We start from the raw sequence: 16,802 nt of genomic DNA on the forward strand, positions 1-16,802 counted from the left end.
TTACTCTGCGGTATGTGCGTCGGTGGCGCAGGCAGGTTTGCCAGCAGCGTATTTAAGACTTGGATCGACCAGCGCATCGAAACGCTTGAGTGCCTCGGAGCCGATCAAGAGCGGGTATTGGAAGGCGCTGCGGTCGGTCAGGTTCACTTCAATACTGCGTAAAGCCGACCCCATGCAGATATCCAGCTCGATGACCGGACGGGCGGTGTACTTCTTGCCTTCTTCCGGGTCGTAGTCACCGGCCCGGCGCTTGATCTTGCTGACACGGGCCAGCGGTCGTTCGATCGGGTGCGAATGCGCGGCGTCGATGGCCAGATAGAAGCGCACCCAGGATTCGCCATTGCGTTTGAAACGTTTGATGTCGCGGGCGCTCAGCGAGGCGGTTTTCGCCCCGGTGTCGAGTTTGGCGGCAACTTCCAGGTTGATGCCATCCAGCGACGCGTACTCATTGAGGCCGTACACAGTCTTTTCCCCTGCCGCGGCAAAACCTGACAGGCCAAGAAGACAAAGAAATGTGGTGAAGAGCTTGAGTCTCATAAATCCTGATGCGCAGCGGTCCGTTTCTCAATTCAAGGCCCTGGCATTGCTGCACAAGCTCCCTCGTATGCCTATCCTTTTTTTATGACAGGCAATGCAGATGACAAGCAAATGCGGGCGGCATTCTAGCACGGTGGTTTTATGGCGCCAGCGCTGGCGGACGGCTGTAACGGGGGGTGCTGCTTCTTTATGGTGCAAGCGGTTATTAGACGATTGTCGACAATGTCTATTTATCCTTTGACGTAACCGGCCTTATTCGCTAATTTTTGCGGCATTGCTTTTAAAGGTGTCGACAATATGCTGGATCAACTCGATCCCCCGGTCACGGTTCAGGACGACTCGGAAACACTTTCCGAAAACGTCTTTCGACGCATTCAGGCGGCCATCGTCAAGGGTGAGATCGCCCCGGGCAGCAAGATCTCCGAGCCGGAGCTGGCGCGCACCTACGGCATCAGCCGCGGGCCGTTGCGTGAGGCGATCCACCGTCTGGAAGGCCAGCGCCTGCTGGTTCGCGTGCCGCACGTCGGGGCGCGGGTGGTGTCGTTGAGTCACGCCGAATTGCTGGAACTCTACGAAATCCGCGAATCCCTGGAAGGCATGGCGTGTCGTCTGGCGGCTGAACGCATGACCGTTGAAGAAATCGACGAACTGCGCCGGGTGCTGGAAACCCACGAGCGCGATGCGGCGTTTCAGGCAGGCGTCGGCTATTACCAGCAGGAAGGCGATTTCGACTTTCATTACCGGATCATCCAGGGCAGCGGCAACCGCACCCTGACCCAGATGCTCTGCGGCGAGCTCTATCAACTGGTGCGCATGTACCGCATCCAGTTTTCCACCACACCCAATCGGCCACGCCAGGCGTTTGCCGAACACCACCGCATTCTCGACGCCATTGCCGACCGTGACGGTGAACTGGCCGAGTTGTTGATGCGCCGTCACATTGGCGCCTCCAAACGCAATATCGCCCGTCACTACCAGGACGGCGCTAACCCGACAGCCACTGAACGAGGTGAGTCATGAGTTCCAACAAGAGCACTCCAGGCCAGCGTTTCCGCGATGCGGTCGCCAGCGAGCATCCGCTGCAAGTGGTCGGCACGATCAACGCCAACCACGCGCTGTTGGCCAAGCGCGCCGGTTTCAAGGCTATCTACCTGTCGGGGGGCGGGGTGGCTGCCGGCTCCCTCGGCGTGCCGGACCTGGGCATTACCGGCCTGGATGATGTGCTGACCGATGTGCGCCGCATCACCGACGTTTGCGACCTGCCGCTGCTAGTGGACGTGGACACCGGTTTCGGTTCCTCTGCGTTCAATGTCGCCCGTACCGTGAAGTCGATGATCAAGTTCGGCGCGGCGGCGATTCACATCGAAGACCAGGTCGGCGCCAAGCGCTGCGGTCACCGTCCCAATAAAGAGATCGTTTCGCAGCAGGAAATGGTCGACCGCATCAAGGCGGCCGTCGATGCCCGCACCGACGACAGCTTCGTGATCATGGCCCGCACCGACGCCCTGGCGGTGGAGGGTCTGGAATCTGCGCTGGATCGCGCCGCCGCGTGCATCGAGGCCGGCGCCGACATGATCTTTCCGGAAGCGATCACTGAACTTGAGATGTACAAACTGTTCGCCAGCCGCGTGAAAGCGCCGATCCTGGCCAACATCACCGAGTTCGGCGCGACACCGCTGTACACCACCGAGCAGCTCGCCGGTGCCGATGTATCGCTGGTGTTGTACCCGCTGTCGGCGTTCCGCGCGATGAACAAGGCGGCCGAAAACGTCTACACCGCGATCCGCCGCGACGGCACGCAACAGAACGTCATCGACACCATGCAGACGCGCATGGAGCTTTACGATCGCATCGATTACCACACCTTCGAGCAGAAGCTCGATGCGTTGTTTGCGGCGAAGAAGTAAGGCGCAATCCCCCACAACTTGCCGATTCCCTAACAAATTCAAGATTGGAGACAGCAATGGCCGAAGCAAAAGTACTCAGTGGCGCCGGGCTCCGTGGCCAGGTGGCCGGGCAAACCGCACTGTCCACCGTGGGCCAGTCGGGCGCCGGCCTGACTTATCGCGGCTACGACGTGCGCGAACTGGCGGCTGACGCACAGTTCGAAGAAGTGGCTTACCTGCTGCTGTACGGCGAACTGCCGACCAAGGCACAACTCGCGGCCTACACCCAGAAACTGAGCAAACTGCGCGACCTGCCGCAAGCGCTGAAAGAAGTGCTGGAGCGCATCCCCGCCGACGCTCATCCGATGGATGTGATGCGCACCGGTTGCTCGTTCCTGGGCAACATCGAGCCGGAGAAAGACTTCTCCGAGCAGCACGACAAAACCGACCGCCTGCTGGCCGCGTTTCCGGCGATCATGTGCTACTGGTATCGCTTCAGCCACGACGGCAAACGCATCAATTGCGTGACCGACGAAGCCTGCATCGGCGGCCATTTCCTGCACCTGTTGCACGACAAGAAGCCGAGCGAGTTGCACGTCAAGGTGATGAACGTTTCGCTGATCCTCTACGCGGAACACGAATTCAACGCCTCGACCTTCACCGCCCGGGTGTGTGCCTCGACGCTGTCGGATCTGTATTCCTGCATCACCGCTGCCATCGGTTCYCTGCGCGGTCCGCTGCATGGCGGCGCCAACGAAGCGGCAATGGAAATGATCGAGCGCTTCAGCTCGCCGGAAGAGGCGGTCGAGGGCACCCTCGACATGCTGGCACGCAAGGACAAGATCATGGGCTTCGGCCACGCGATCTATAAGGACAACGATCCGCGCAATGAGGTGATCAAGGGCTGGTCGAAAAAACTCGCCGACGAAGTGGGCGACACGGTGTTGTTCCCGGTTTCAGAAGCCATCGACGCAACCATGTGGGAACAGAAGAAACTGTTCCCGAACGCCGACTTCTACCACGCCTCGACGTACCACTTCATGGGCATCCCGACCAAGTTGTTCACACCGATCTTCGTCTGCTCACGCCTGACCGGCTGGGCGGCCCACGTGTTCGAGCAACGTGCCAACAACCGCATCATCCGCCCGAGCGCCGAGTACGTCGGCGTCGAACAGCGCAAGTTCGTGCCAATCGAACAACGCTGACCGGGGAGGGCGCCGGTACTGGTTACTGAAAGAACCGGGAACCCCGCAGGTCGGGGTTCAGCCCGGTGCCAGGCGCCCACCTATTGAAATTACCGTGACCGAGTCCTGACGATGAATACTGAATTCCGCAAACCGCTGCCCGGCAGCTCTCTGGATTATTTCGACGTCCGTGCGGCGGTCGATGCCATTGCGCCAGGCGCCTACGACACCCTGCCGTACACCTCCCGCGTGCTGGCGGAAAACCTCGTGCGTCGCTGCGACCCGGCCACGCTCACCGACTCTCTGAAGCAACTGATCGAGCGCAAACGCGACCTCGACTTCCCCTGGTTCCCGGCCCGCGTGGTGTGCCATGACATTCTCGGCCAGACCGCCCTGGTGGACCTTGCCGGCTTGCGCGATGCCATTGCCCTGCAAGGCGGCGACCCGGCGCAAGTGAACCCGGTGGTGCCGACGCAATTGATCGTCGATCACTCGCTGGCCGTCGAGTCCGGCGGCTTCGATCCCGAGGCGTTCGAAAAGAACCGCGCCATCGAAGACCGTCGCAACGAAGACCGTTTTCACTTCATCAACTGGACCAAAAAGGCGTTCAAGAACGTTGATGTGATCCCGCCGGGCAACGGGATCATGCACCAGATCAACCTGGAGAAAATGTCGCCGGTGATCCAGGTGCGCGACGGCGTGGCTTTCCCTGATACCTGCGTCGGCACCGACAGTCATACCCCGCATGTCGATGCGCTGGGCGTGATCGCCATTGGCGTTGGTGGTCTGGAAGCGGAAAGCGTGATGCTCGGTCGCGCCTCGTGGATGCGTCTGCCGGAAAGTGTTGGCGTCGAACTCACCGGCAAGCTGCAACCGGGCATCACCGCCACCGACATGGTGCTGGCGCTGACCGAATACCTGCGCAAACAGAAAGTCGTCGGCGCGTGGCTGGAGTTCTTCGGTGAAGGCGCATCAAACCTGACCCTCGGCGACCGCGCGACCATTTCCAACATGGCCCCGGAATACGGCGCCACGGCGGCAATGTTCTACATCGACCAGCAGACCATCGACTACCTGAAACTCACCGGCCGTGAAGACAAGCAAGTGCAGCTGGTCGAGAACTACGCCAAACAGACCGGCCTGTGGGCCGATAGCCTCAAAGGCGCGCAATACGAGCGCGGGTTGAGCTTCGATCTGTCCTCGGTGGTGCGCAACATGGCCGGCCCGAGCAACCCGCATGCGCGTGTTGCGACCTCGGATCTGGCTGCCAAAGGCATCTCCGGCCAGTGGGAAGACGTGCCTGGCCAGATGCCGGACGGCGCGGTGATCATCGCCGCCATCACCAGTTGCACCAACACCAGCAACCCGCGCAACGTCATTGCCGCCGGCCTGCTGGCGCGCAATGCCAACAAGCTTGGGCTGACCCGCAAGCCATGGGTCAAGTCGTCCTTGGCACCCGGTTCGAAAACCGTGGCGCTGTATCTGGATGAAGCTGGCCTGACCAAAGAGCTGGAGCAACTCGGCTTCGGCGTCGTGGCCTTCGCCTGCACCACCTGCAATGGCATGTCTGGTGCGCTGGATCCGGTGATCCAGCAAGAGATCATCGACCGCGACCTGTACGCCACCGCCGTACTCTCCGGCAACCGCAACTTCGACGGGCGGATTCACCCTTACGCCAAGCAGGCGTTCCTCGCCTCGCCGCCATTGGTGGTGGCTTATGCCATCGCCGGCACCATCCGTTTCGACATCGAAAAAGATGTACTGGGCGTGGTCGATGGCAAGGAAATCCGCCTGAAAGACATCTGGCCGAGCGATGAAGAAATCGGCGCGGTGGTCAAGGCCTCGGTCAAGCCGGAGCAGTTCCGCCAAGTGTACATTCCGATGTTCGCCATCCACGAAGACACCGGCCCGAAAGTCACGCCGCTGTACGACTGGCGCGAGATGAGCACCTACATCCGTCGTCCGCCGTACTGGGAAGGCGCGCTGGCCGGCGCGCGTCCGCTCAAGGGCATGCGCCCGCTGGCGGTGCTGCCGGACAACATCACCACCGATCACCTGTCGCCTTCCAACGCGATCATGCTCGACAGCGCGGCGGGTGAGTACCTGGCGAAAATGGGCCTGCCGGAAGAGGACTTCAACTCCTACGCCACACACCGTGGCGACCACTTGACCGCGCAGCGCGCAACCTTCGCCAACCCGAAACTGTTCAATGAAATGGTGCAGGAAAACGGCAAGGTCAAGCAGGGTTCGCTGGCGCGGGTCGAACCGGAAGGCAAAGTGATGCGCATGTGGGAAGCGATCGAGACCTACATGGAGCGCAAGCAGCCGCTGATCATCATTGCCGGCGCCGACTACGGCCAGGGTTCGTCCCGGGACTGGGCGGCCAAAGGCGTGCGTCTGGCGGGTGTGGAGGCGATTGCCGCCGAAGGTTTCGAGCGCATTCACCGCACCAACCTGGTGGGCATGGGCGTGTTGCCGCTGGAGTTCCTGCCGGGTACCAATCGTAAAACCTTAGGGATAGATGGCAGCGAAACCTATGACGTGATCGGCGATCGCACCCCGCGCGCGACGCTGACGCTGGTGATCAACCGCAAGAACGGTGAACGCGTCGAAGTGCCGGTGACCTGCCGCCTCGACACCGCCGAAGAAGTGTCGATCTACGAGGCCGGCGGCGTGTTGCARCGTTTCGCTCAGGACTTCCTCGAAGAGTCGGCGGTTGCCGTTTAATACGACGAGCCGCGCGGGATTTCAAGTCCCGCGCTGGCCATACAGGATCAATATGGCTCACGCATCTCAGATAAAAATCCCTGCCACCTACATGCGCGGCGGCACCAGCAAAGGCGTGTTCTTCAGCCTCAAGGATTTACCCGAAGCGGCGCAGATGCCAGGCACCGCCCGCGATGCCTTGTTGCTGCGCGTGATCGGCAGCCCCGATCCGTATGAAAAGCAAATCGACGGCATGGGCGGCGCGACATCCAGCACCAGCAAAACCGTGATCCTGTCAAAAAGCATCAAGGCCGATCACGACGTCGATTACCTGTTCGGTCAGGTCGCCATCGACAAGCCCTTCGTCGACTGGAGCGGTAACTGCGGCAACCTGTCGGCGGCGGTCGGTTCGTTCGCCATCAGCAATGGCCTGGTGGATGCCAGCCGCATTCCGCACAACGGTGTGGCGGTGGTGCGCGTGTGGCAGGCCAACATCGGCAAGACCATCATCGCCCATGTGCCGATCACCAATGGCGAGGTGCAGGAAACCGGTGATTTCGAACTCGATGGCGTGACCTTTCCGGCCGCTGAAGTGCAGCTCGAATTCATGGATCCGGCGGCGGAAGAAGAGGGTGGCGGTGGCTCGATGTTCCCCACCGGCAATCTGGTGGACGACCTTGAAGTGCCAGGTGTCGGCACGCTCAAGGCTACCCTGATCAACGCTGGCATCCCGACCATATTCATCAACGCCGAAGACATCGGCTACACCGGCACCGAGCTGCAGGGCGCGATCAACAGTGACCTGGAGGCTTTGGCAATGTTCGAAACCATCCGCGCTTACGGTGCGCTGCGCATGGGGTTGATTCAGCACCTGGATGAAGCCGCCAAGCGCCAGCACACACCGAAGGTCGCGTTCGTTGCCCCACCTGCGGATTACATTGCATCCAGCGGCAAGAAGATCGCAGCCACCGACATCGACCTGCTGGTGCGCGCGTTGTCCATGGGCAAGCTGCACCACGCCATGATGGGCACGGCGGCGGTAGCCATCGGCACGGCGGCGGCGATTTCCGGCACGCTGGTCAATCTGGCGGCGGGCGGTATCGAACGCAACGCCGTGCGCTTCGGCCATCCGTCCGGCACCTTGCGCGTGGGCGCCGAGGCCGCAAAGGTCAACGGTGAGTGGACGGTGAAAAAAGCCATCATGAGCCGCAGTGCGCGGGTGTTGATGGAAGGTTATGTCCGGGTGCCGGGGGATTGTTTCTAACCTCAATCCAGGCATACACAAATCCCTGTGGGAGCGCCGCTCCCATAGGTGATGCATTTCCAAAACAAGAGTGTTGTACCGACTGAGACTACCCTGAACCGAGGTCCCATCAACGAACCACTTCAAGAGTGAATCGAACATGAGCGCCAACGTCGACCTGAACACCCGCCCCGACTACGACACGGTCCTGCAGGACATCGCCGACTACGTCCTCAATTTCAACATCCAGTCGCCCGAGGCGCTTGATACTGCCCGCAATTGCCTGATGGACACCCTCGGCTGCGGCTTGCTGGCGCTGCGTTTCCCCGAATGCACCAAACACCTGGGCCCCATCGTCGAAGGCACTGTCGTTCCTTTCGGCGCCCGCGTGCCTGGCACCAGCTATCGTCTCGACCCGGTCAAGGCCGCTTGGGACATCGGTTGCATCGTGCGCTGGCTCGATTACAACGACACCTGGCTCGCCGCCGAATGGGGCCATCCGTCCGATAACCTCGGCGGCATTCTCGCGGTGGCCGACCACCTGTCGCAAAAGCGCCTGGCCAATGGCGACGCCCCGTTGACCATTCGCGCCGTGCTGGAAGCCATGATCATGGCGCACGAGATTCAAGGCGTGATCGCCCTGGAAAATTCGTTCAACCGCGTCGGTCTCGATCACGTGATTCTGGTGAAAGTCGCCTCGACCGCCGTCACTGCCAAACTCATGGGCGCCAATCGCGAGCAACTGCTGTCGGCGTTGTCCCATGCCTTTGCCGACGGCCAGGCGCTGCGCACTTACCGGCATGCGCCGAACGCCGGGTCGCGTAAATCCTGGGCGGCAGGGGATGCGACCAGTCGGGGCGTGCGTCTGGCGGACATTGCGATGCGCGGTGAGATGGGCATCCCCGGCGTACTGACCGCCAAACAATGGGGGTTCTACGACGTGCTGTTCAGCCACACCAACAACGACCTGGGGCTCAAGCCTGAAGGCAAACGCGCTTTCAGTTTTTCCCGGCCGTTCGGCAGCTACGTGATGGAAAACGTGCTGTTCAAGATCAGCTTTCCCGCCGAGTTCCACGCGCAAACGGCCTGCGAGGCCGCCGTCACCCTGCATCCATTGGTCAGGAATCGCCTGCACGAAATCGACAAAATTGTCATCACCACCCACGAGTCAGCGATTCGCATCATCTCCAAGGTCGGCCCGCTGGCCAACGCCGCGGACCGCGATCACTGCCTCCAGTACATGACCGCCGTACCCTTGGTGTTCGGCAATCTGGTGGCGGAGCAATATGAGGATGACTTCCACGCTGTGCATCCGATCATTGATGTGCTGCGCGACAAAATGGTCGTCGTCGAAGACCCGCGCTTCACCTGCGAATACCTGGAGCCGGACAAACGCTCCATCGCCAATGCACTGCAGGTGTTCTTCAAGGACGGTTCCAGCACCGAAAACGTGGTGGTGGAGTACCCGATTGGTCATCGCCGGCGCCGTGCGGATGGCATTCCGTTGCTGGAAGACAAGTTCAAGGCCAACCTGGCGACGCGCTTCACGGCTCTGCGAAGTGCCGAGATCTTTGCGCTGTGCAAGGATCAGGCAGCGCTTGAGGCAACGCCGGTTAACCGGTTTGTGGAGTTGTTTGTTATSTGAGCCGGGTGTACACGGAACTCCGTAGGAGCTGCCGCAGGCTGCGATCTTTTGATCTTGCTTTAAAAGCCAAGTCAAAAGATCGCAGCCTGCGGCAGCTCCTACTTAAAGCGCCGCTCCACACCTTTCTCCACCAGAATCTTCGCCGAAATCTCTTCCACCGAGAAATGCGTGGAGTTGATGTGGGGAATGTTCTCGCGTCGGAACAGATTCTCCACCTCGCGCACTTCGAATTCGCACTGTGCGTAGCTCGAATAGCGGCTATTGGGCTTGCGCTCGTTGCGGATCGCGGTGAGGCGGTCCGGGTCGATGGTCAGGCCGAACAGCTTGTGCTGATGGGCGCGCAGGGCGGTCGGCAGTTGCAGGCGCTCCATGTCGTCTTCGGTCAGCGGATAGTTGGCTGCGCGGATGCCGAATTGCATGGCCATGTACAAACACGTCGGTGTTTTGCCGCATCGCGACACGCCTACTAGTATCAGGTCAGCTTTGTCGTAATAGTGCGTACGGGCGCCATCGTCATTGTCGAGGGCGAAGTTCACCGCCTCGATGCGCTCCATGTAATTGGAGTTATGGCCGATGGAGTGGGATTTGCCGACGGTGTAGGAAGAATGCTCGGTCAGCTCCTGTTCAAGGGGCGCCAGGAAGGTCGAGAAAATGTCGATCATGAAACCATTCGACGTTGCGAGAATCTCACGAATGTCCTGATTGACAATGGTGTCGAAAATAATCGGACGAAAACCATCGTTTTCGGCGGCTTTGTTGATTTGTTGTACCATTGCCCGCGCTTTATCAGCGTTGTCGATGTACGGTCGTATGATTTTGCTGAAGGTAATGTTTTCGAACTGCGCCAGCAGGCTTTGGCCGAGGGTTTCGGCGGTAATGCCGGTGCCATCGGAGATAAAGAAAGCAGATCGTTTCATTTGCACCTTGGGCCTTAAGCTAGTGACGATTCTTGGATATAGTAGACGCGATTTGTCGGCCGCCAATGGCCCGCATTCTCACTTATTTTCCAGGTCCAGGCCATACAGCCGGCAAAGGCTCCCCCGAGTCGCCGGCTTCTGAGCTTTTCCAACACAGTTAGTGGAGAGATCACCTTGGTAGAGTACGTAGTTTCCCTCGATAAGCTCGGCGTCCATGATGTAGAGCATGTGGGGGGCAAGAACGCATCCCTGGGCGAGATGATCAGTAACCTTGCAGGTGCCGGTGTATCGGTGCCCGGTGGCTTTGCCACGACAGCTCAGGCTTATCGTGATTTTCTGGAACTGAGCGGTTTGAACGATCAGATCCATGCCGCCCTCGACGCCCTGGACGTCGATGATGTAAACGCCCTGGCCAAGACCGGCGCCCAGATCCGTCAATGGATCATGGAAGCCGAGTTCCCCGAGAAGCTCAACGCCGAGATCCGTACCGCGTTCGCCACGCTGTCGGCCGGCAACCCTGACATGGCCGTGGCCGTGCGCTCTTCCGCTACCGCCGAAGACCTGCCGGACGCTTCCTTCGCCGGTCAGCAGGAAACCTTCCTGAACATCCGTGGTGTCGAGAACGTCATTCGTGCCGCCAAAGAGGTGTTCGCCTCGCTGTTCAACGACCGCGCTATTTCCTACCGCGTCCACCAGGGCTTCGACCACAAGCTGGTGGCCCTGTCGGCCGGCGTGCAGCGCATGGTCCGCTCCGAAACCGGCACCGCCGGCGTGATGTTCACCCTCGATACCGAATCGGGCTTCCGTGACGTGGTGTTCATCACCGGCGCCTACGGCCTGGGTGAAACCGTCGTACAAGGCGCGGTGAACCCGGATGAGTTCTACGTCCACAAAGGCACGCTGGAAGCCGGTCGCCCGGCCATCCTGCGCCGCAACCTGGGCAGCAAAGCCATCAAGATGATCTACGGCGACGAAGCCCGCGCCGGTAAATCGGTCAAGACCATCGACGTGGACAAGGCCGATCGCGCACGTTTCTGCCTGACCGACGCCGAAGTCAGCGAGTTGGCCAAACAAGCGATGATCATCGAGAAGCATTACCAGTGCCCGATGGACATCGAATGGGCCAAAGACGGCGACGACGGCAAGCTCTACATCGTGCAGGCTCGTCCGGAAACCGTGAAGAGCCGTACCCAGGCCAACGTCATGGAACGTTACCTGTTGAAAGAAACCGGCACCGTGCTGGTGGAAGGTCGTGCCATCGGCCAGCGCATCGGCGCCGGCAAGGTGCGGATCATCAAGGACGTGTCCGAGATGGACAAAGTCCAGCCGGGCGACGTTCTGGTTTCCGACATGACCGACCCGGACTGGGAACCGGTCATGAAGCGCGCCAGCGCCATCGTCACCAACCGTGGCGGCCGTACCTGCCACGCGGCGATCATCGCTCGCGAGCTGGGCATCCCGGCCGTGGTCGGTTGCGGCAACGCCACCCAGCTGTTGAAAGACGGCCAGGGCGTGACCGTTTCCTGCGCTGAAGGCGACACCGGTTACATCTTCGAAGGCGAACTGGGCTTCGACATCAAGAAAAACTCCGTGGATGCCATGCCGGAGCTGCCGTTCAAGATCATGATGAACGTCGGCAACCCGGACCGCGCCTTCGACTTCGCGCAACTGCCGAACGCCGGTGTGGGCCTGGCCCGTCTGGAATTCATCATCAACCGCATGATCGGCGTGCACCCCAAGGCGCTGTTGAACTACGGCGGCCTGCCGCAGGAAATCAAGGACAGCGTCGACAAGCGCATTGCCGGTTACAACGACCCGGTCGGCTTCTATGTCGACAAACTGGTCGAAGGCATCAGCACCCTGGCGGCAGCGTTCTGGCCGAAAAAGGTCATCGTGCGTCTGTCGGACTTCAAGTCCAACGAATACGCGAACCTGATCGGCGGCAAACTCTACGAGCCGGAAGAAGAAAACCCGATGCTGGGCTTCCGTGGCGCTTCGCGTTACATCAGCGAATCGTTCCGTGACTGCTTCGAACTCGAATGCCGCGCCCTCAAGCGCGTGCGTAACGAGATGGGCCTGACCAACGTTGAAATCATGGTGCCGTTCGTTCGTACCCTGGGCGAAGCGAGTCAAGTGGTCGATCTGCTGGCTGAAAACGGTCTGGCCCGTGGCGACAACGGTCTGCGCGTGATCATGATGTGCGAACTGCCGTCCAACGCGATCCTGGCTGAAGAGTTCCTCGAGTTCTTCGACGGCTTCTCCATTGGTTCCAACGACCTGACCCAACTCACCCTGGGCCTGGATCGTGACTCCGGGATCATTGCTCACCTGTTCGACGAGCGAAATCCTGCGGTCAAGAAACTGCTGGGTAACGCCATTGCCGCGTGCAACAAGGCGGGCAAGTACATCGGCATCTGCGGTCAGGGCCCTTCGGACCACCCGGACCTGGCCAAGTGGCTGATGGAGCAGGGCATCGAAAGCGTTTCGCTGAACCCCGATTCCGTACTGGAAACCTGGTTCTTCCTGGCTGAAGGTCAGGCTTCGGCCTGATGGTGTGAGTGAAAGGGCCGATCTGTGATCGGCCCTTTCAGAGATTCTGTGTCCTATCTCGGCAATGCGTTCAATTTTGACGTGTGGATTTTGCTGGCAGGCAAGGCGCCGTGACGAGTCATAGCTTGCTATGGGGAGGAACGGCAACGCAGCATGCCAGCAAAAGACGCTGTCAAAATTGAACAGTTATTGCCGAGATAGGACTCGTGGGCGGGCTCCTCTGGATGCCGCCCTTTTTTGTGCAAGAGCATATGCAAAGTAGCAGCAACCTATTTCCTGTCGCCCTGATCAGCGCCGAGCGGCGCGGCGATCTGAGCGAAGACGTCTATCGTTTGAAACCCGGCAACAGCCCCGACGGCACCGTCGAACTGGCTGTGACGCGCCTGGGCATGGCCGATGAGCCGGCGGTGCGTGGCGTGCCGGTGATTCTGCTGCACGGCAGCTTTTCCAATCGGCGGTTCTGGTTCTCTCCCAAAGGTTTGGGCCTGGGCGCTTACCTGACGCGTCTGGGATTCGATGTGTGGATTCCGGAAATGCGCGGTCACGGCCTGTCTCAGCGCAACCAGAACTATCGCCAGAACAGCGTCGCCGACTATGCGCGTTACGATTTGCCGGCCATTGGCGCGTTCGTGCGCGAGCAAAGCGGCCAGATCCCGCACTGGATCGGTCATTCGTTGGGCGGCATTACCCTAGCCGCGGCGTTGGGCGGCCAGTACCTGGGCGAGCCCGCCGTGGCTTCCGCGGCGTTTTTCGGCACGCAGGTCAGCCGTACTTACTGGCCGTTGAAGTTTCCACCGGTGGAATGGAGCGGGCGCTTCATTCTCAAGCGTTTTGCCCAACTGTCGGGCTCACGGCTCAAGCGCGGCCCGGAGGACGAGCCGATTGGCCTGGCCCTGGAAAGCATGCGCTGGTACGGGCTGTTCGGTCGTTTCGGCGATGCCGACAAAGACTGGTGGGCGGGTTTGGCTGAGGTGCAATTGCCGGTGCTGGCCGTGAGTGCCGCGGGCGATCATCAGGACCCGACCTGGGCTTGCCATAAGCTGTTCGATCAAGTCGGCTCCGAGCACAAGCAGTTCATCACCCTTGGCCGCGAGCAAGGCTTTGGCGATAATTTCGGTCACGTGGAAATGCTGGTCAGCAAGGCTGCGCAGGCTGAAGTCTGGCCGTTGGTGGCTCGCTGGCTGGCGGATCAACAGACGCCTTTACTGGGTGAAAAGCCGGATTTGGCCGCAGCGATTTGAGCCTGATGCTCTAACAAGGGCATTTCTCTCTGGTCGGCTTGCGGCTAATATGTGACGCATTGAGTGGTTCTGGTCACTTTGAGTGACTGATGCGGTCGCTGTGTTCGTGCGAGCGGAGCGATTTGCAACCGTCCAGCCTTGGCCCGAGTATGCTGCATACTCGATTGTCTTCCTTGTTGCAGGAGTTTCTCGATGAACCATTACCTTACGCCTGACCTGTGCGACGCCTATCCGGAGCTGGTGCAGGTGCTGGAACCGATGTTCAGCAATTTCGGCGGCCGTGATTCTTTCGGCGGCGAAATCGTGACCATCAAATGTTTCGAAGATAACTCGCGGGTCAAGGAGCAAGTCGAGCTCAAGGGCAACGGCAAGGTGCTGGTGGTCGACGGTGGCGGTTCCCTGCGCCGCGCGCTGTTGGGCGACATGCTGGCCGAGAAAGCCGCGAACAACGGTTGGGAAGGGCTGGTGATCTACGGTTGCATCCGCGACGTCGACGTCATCGCACAAACCGATCTGGGGGTTCAGGCCCTGGCCAGTCACCCGATGAAAACCGACAGGCGCGGTGTTGGCGATCTCAACGTTGCCGTGACCTTCGCGGGCGTGACCTTTCACCCGGGCCACTACGTTTATGCGGATAACAACGGCGTGATCATCTCGCCAAGCCCGCTGAAAATGCCTGAATAAGCGCTGCCGGCTTTTTGTTTCAAGAATAGGGGTGAGGATGTTCGAGGAAGAAAACGCGCAGTGGGGGCTGGTGCATGCCCTGGTGCTGGACGGTAAAGGCGGTGCGCGTTCGATAGCCCGGACTGAACTCGATGACTTGCAGCTGCAGGCCCATGAAAGCCTGTGGCTGCACTGGGATCGCAGTCACCCGCAAACCCAGACCTGGCTGCGCAAATCCAGCGGGCTGAGTGAATTTAGTTGCGACTTGTTGCTGGAAGAGAACACCCGACCGCGTCTTTTGCCGCTGCCGGACTCTGAACTGCTGCTGTTTCTGCGCGGGGTCAACCTGAACCCGGGCGCGGAGCCGGAAGACATGGTCTCGGTGCGGATCTTCGGTTCGGCCCAGCGGGTGATTTCCCTGCGTTTGCGGCCGTTGCGCGCCACCGAAGAGTTGTTGGTGCAACTGGCCGACGGCAAAGGGCCGAGATCCGCTTCCGAGCTGATCCTGTATATGGCGCAATACCTCACCCATAAAGTGCAGAATCTGGTCAGCGACCTCTCGGAAGTTGTCGATGAGGAAGAAGAAAAGCTGGATGCCGACGAACGGTATACACCTGAGCATGGGGCTGTTTTGCAGATCCGCCGCAGGGCCGCTGGACTGAAGCGTTTTCTGGCGCCGCAGCGGGATATTTTCGGTCAGCTGACGCGGATAAAACTGCCGTGGTTCTGCGAAGACGATGGCGATTACTGGAACGAATTGAACAACAGCCTGACCCGTTACCTCGAGGAGCTGGAATTGACCCGGGAGCGCGTGGGGCTGGTCCTGGACGCTGAAGACCGGCGTTTGAGCGTGCGCATGAACCGCACGATGTACCGCTTCGGGATCATCACCGGGATCTTTTTGCCGATGAGTTTTCTGACCGGTCTTTTGGGCATCAACGTCGGCGGTATTCCGTTCTCTGCCAGCCCCTACGGCTTCCTGATCGCCTGCCTGTCGATGATCTTGGTGGCGCTGGGGCAGTGGTGGTTATTCCGACGTTTGCGCTGGGTCTGACGATGAGCCATGTGACCCGAGCAAATTTGACCGCGTCTTTCACAGATATCACGAGAGGTGCGTATGCACGATCCGTTTGAACAGTCTTTGCGTGACATGCTCAAAGCTTCGCCGTCCAGTCGTGACGACGATGCCTGCCTGGGTCGCGTGCTCAAAACCGCCAACCGCCAGGTCGGTGCCGGCGATCTGTTCAGCCTGCTGGGCCGTTGGCTGCCCGCGCTGATGATCGCCCTGAATAACGGATCGGCCCATGTCGCGCCGGTTTCTCGTCTGCGTAAACCTACCGCTCGCACTGCTGATAAGGCTGATTGAATATGGAACTTGATCTCTGGACTCAGAGCCTCGTCACTGCAATGACTGCGTTGTGGACCAAAGTTGCGAACTTCATTCCGAACCTGTTCGGCGCACTGGTTGTGCTGCTGCTGGGTTTTGTCGTGGCCAAGCTGCTGGACACGCTGCTCTCAAAATTGCTCGCCAAATTGGGTCTCGATCGCTTGATGGGCGGCACCGGACTGACCAAATTGCTGTCCCGCGCCGGCCTCCAGGTGCCTATTTCGACGCTGATCGGCAAAATTGTTTACTGGTTCGTCCTGCTGATTTTTCTCGTTTCTGCCGCAGAATCCCTTGGACTTGAACGAGTTTCGGCTACGCTGGACATGCTGGCGCTGTATGTTCCGAAAGTATTCGGCGCGGCGCTGGTGCTGCTGGTGGGTGTCTTGCTGGCGCAACTGGCCAATGGGCTGGTGCGTGGCGCGGCAGAAGGCGTAGGGCTGGATTACGCTGCGGGACTGGGGCGGATTGCCCAGGGCCTGGTGATCATCATCAGTATTTCGGTTGCGATCAGCCAGTTGGAGGTCAAGACAGACCTGCTCAACCACGTGATTGTGATCGTCTTGATTACCGTTGGTCTGGCGGTTGCGCTGGCCATGGGGTTGGGAAGCCGGGAAATTGCCGGTCAGATTCTTGCGGGAATCTATGTGCGTGAGTTGTATCAGGTTGGGCAACAAGTGCGTGTTGGCGAGGTCGAAGGGCAGATCGAAGAGATCGGCACGGTGAAAACCACGGTGCTGACCGACGAGGGTGAGCTAGTCTCTCTCTCGAATCGGATTCTCCTGGAGCAGCATGTGAGTAGCCGCTAACCCGGCAAATCCTGCTAATGTATGCCGCCGCAAAATG

General features: G+C 59.9%; 14 protein-coding genes. 12 read left to right on the plus strand and 2 right to left on the minus strand.

Annotated features, from left to right (window positions below):
- On the minus strand, positions 1-537 hold the full coding sequence (gene rloA, locus AC1D2Q_RS21320; protein WP_019579744.1) for a retropepsin-like aspartic peptidase RloA: 537 nt from the start codon (positions 535-537) through the stop codon (positions 1-3).
- 297 nt (positions 538-834) lie between these two features.
- Between rloA and AC1D2Q_RS21325 the strand changes: the two genes are divergently transcribed.
- From AC1D2Q_RS21325 to prpD, 6 genes are all read left to right on the plus strand, one after another.
- Positions 835-1,557: a GntR family transcriptional regulator gene (locus tag AC1D2Q_RS21325; protein WP_007902102.1), complete on the plus strand. Its 723-nt coding sequence runs from the start codon at positions 835-837 to the stop codon at positions 1,555-1,557.
- Positions 1,554-2,444 (plus strand): methylisocitrate lyase, encoded by an 891-nt coding sequence (gene prpB / locus AC1D2Q_RS21330; protein ID WP_018925250.1) that lies wholly within the window; start codon positions 1,554-1,556, stop codon positions 2,442-2,444. The genes AC1D2Q_RS21325 and prpB overlap by 4 nt, the downstream gene beginning before the upstream one ends.
- Positions 2,445-2,500: 56 nt before the next feature.
- Positions 2,501-3,628 (plus strand): bifunctional 2-methylcitrate synthase/citrate synthase, encoded by a 1,128-nt coding sequence (prpC, locus tag AC1D2Q_RS21335; protein ID WP_477814449.1) that lies wholly within the window; start codon positions 2,501-2,503, stop codon positions 3,626-3,628.
- Between the two features lie 111 nt (positions 3,629-3,739).
- A complete protein-coding gene (acnD, locus tag AC1D2Q_RS21340) occupies positions 3,740-6,334 on the plus strand; it encodes a Fe/S-dependent 2-methylisocitrate dehydratase AcnD (RefSeq protein WP_477814450.1) in 2,595 nt (864 codons plus the stop codon).
- A 52-nt stretch (positions 6,335-6,386) separates the two neighbouring features.
- Positions 6,387-7,577, plus strand: a complete 1,191-nt coding sequence (prpF, locus tag AC1D2Q_RS21345) for a 2-methylaconitate cis-trans isomerase PrpF (protein WP_477814451.1) — start codon at positions 6,387-6,389, stop codon at positions 7,575-7,577.
- A gap of 139 nt (positions 7,578-7,716) precedes the next feature.
- The gene (prpD, locus tag AC1D2Q_RS21350; RefSeq protein WP_477814452.1) at positions 7,717-9,201 is read left to right on the plus strand and encodes a 2-methylcitrate dehydratase; all 1,485 of its coding nucleotides are present in this window, start codon (positions 7,717-7,719) and stop codon (positions 9,199-9,201) included.
- A gap of 98 nt (positions 9,202-9,299) precedes the next feature.
- On the opposite strand, the gene ppsR is transcribed toward prpD, so the two are convergent.
- The gene (ppsR, locus tag AC1D2Q_RS21355) at positions 9,300-10,118 is read right to left on the minus strand and encodes a posphoenolpyruvate synthetase regulatory kinase/phosphorylase PpsR (RefSeq protein WP_477814453.1); all 819 of its coding nucleotides are present in this window, start codon (positions 10,116-10,118) and stop codon (positions 9,300-9,302) included.
- Positions 10,119-10,292: 174 nt separating this feature from the next.
- On the opposite strand from ppsR, the gene ppsA reads away from it, so the two are divergent.
- The 6 genes from ppsA (at position 10,293) to AC1D2Q_RS21385 (ending at position 16,765) form a co-directional block, all read left to right on the plus strand.
- Positions 10,293-12,668 carry a phosphoenolpyruvate synthase gene (gene ppsA, locus AC1D2Q_RS21360; protein WP_477814454.1) on the plus strand — a complete coding sequence of 792 codons (2,376 nt, stop codon included), beginning with the start codon at positions 10,293-10,295 and terminating at the stop codon, positions 12,666-12,668.
- Between the two features lie 251 nt (positions 12,669-12,919).
- Positions 12,920-13,909 (plus strand): alpha/beta fold hydrolase, encoded by a 990-nt coding sequence (locus AC1D2Q_RS21365; protein WP_477814455.1) that lies wholly within the window; start codon positions 12,920-12,922, stop codon positions 13,907-13,909.
- Between the two features lie 192 nt (positions 13,910-14,101).
- Positions 14,102-14,593, plus strand: coding sequence for a ribonuclease E activity regulator RraA (gene rraA / locus AC1D2Q_RS21370; RefSeq protein WP_018925259.1), 492 nt, complete (start codon positions 14,102-14,104; stop codon positions 14,591-14,593).
- 37 nt (positions 14,594-14,630) lie between these two features.
- On the plus strand, positions 14,631-15,626 hold the full coding sequence (locus tag AC1D2Q_RS21375) for a zinc transporter ZntB (protein WP_477814456.1): 996 nt from the start codon (positions 14,631-14,633) through the stop codon (positions 15,624-15,626).
- A 63-nt stretch (positions 15,627-15,689) separates the two neighbouring features.
- On the plus strand, positions 15,690-15,938 hold the full coding sequence (locus tag AC1D2Q_RS21380) for a hypothetical protein (RefSeq protein ID WP_007940635.1): 249 nt from the start codon (positions 15,690-15,692) through the stop codon (positions 15,936-15,938).
- Positions 15,939-15,940: 2 nt separating this feature from the next.
- Complete coding sequence (locus AC1D2Q_RS21385; RefSeq protein ID WP_007940637.1) at positions 15,941-16,765, plus strand: mechanosensitive ion channel family protein; 825 nt, start codon at positions 15,941-15,943, stop codon at positions 16,763-16,765.
- Positions 16,766-16,802 lie beyond the last annotated feature (37 nt).

The sequence above is a fragment of the Pseudomonas sp. P1_A1 genome, assembly GCF_056406935.1.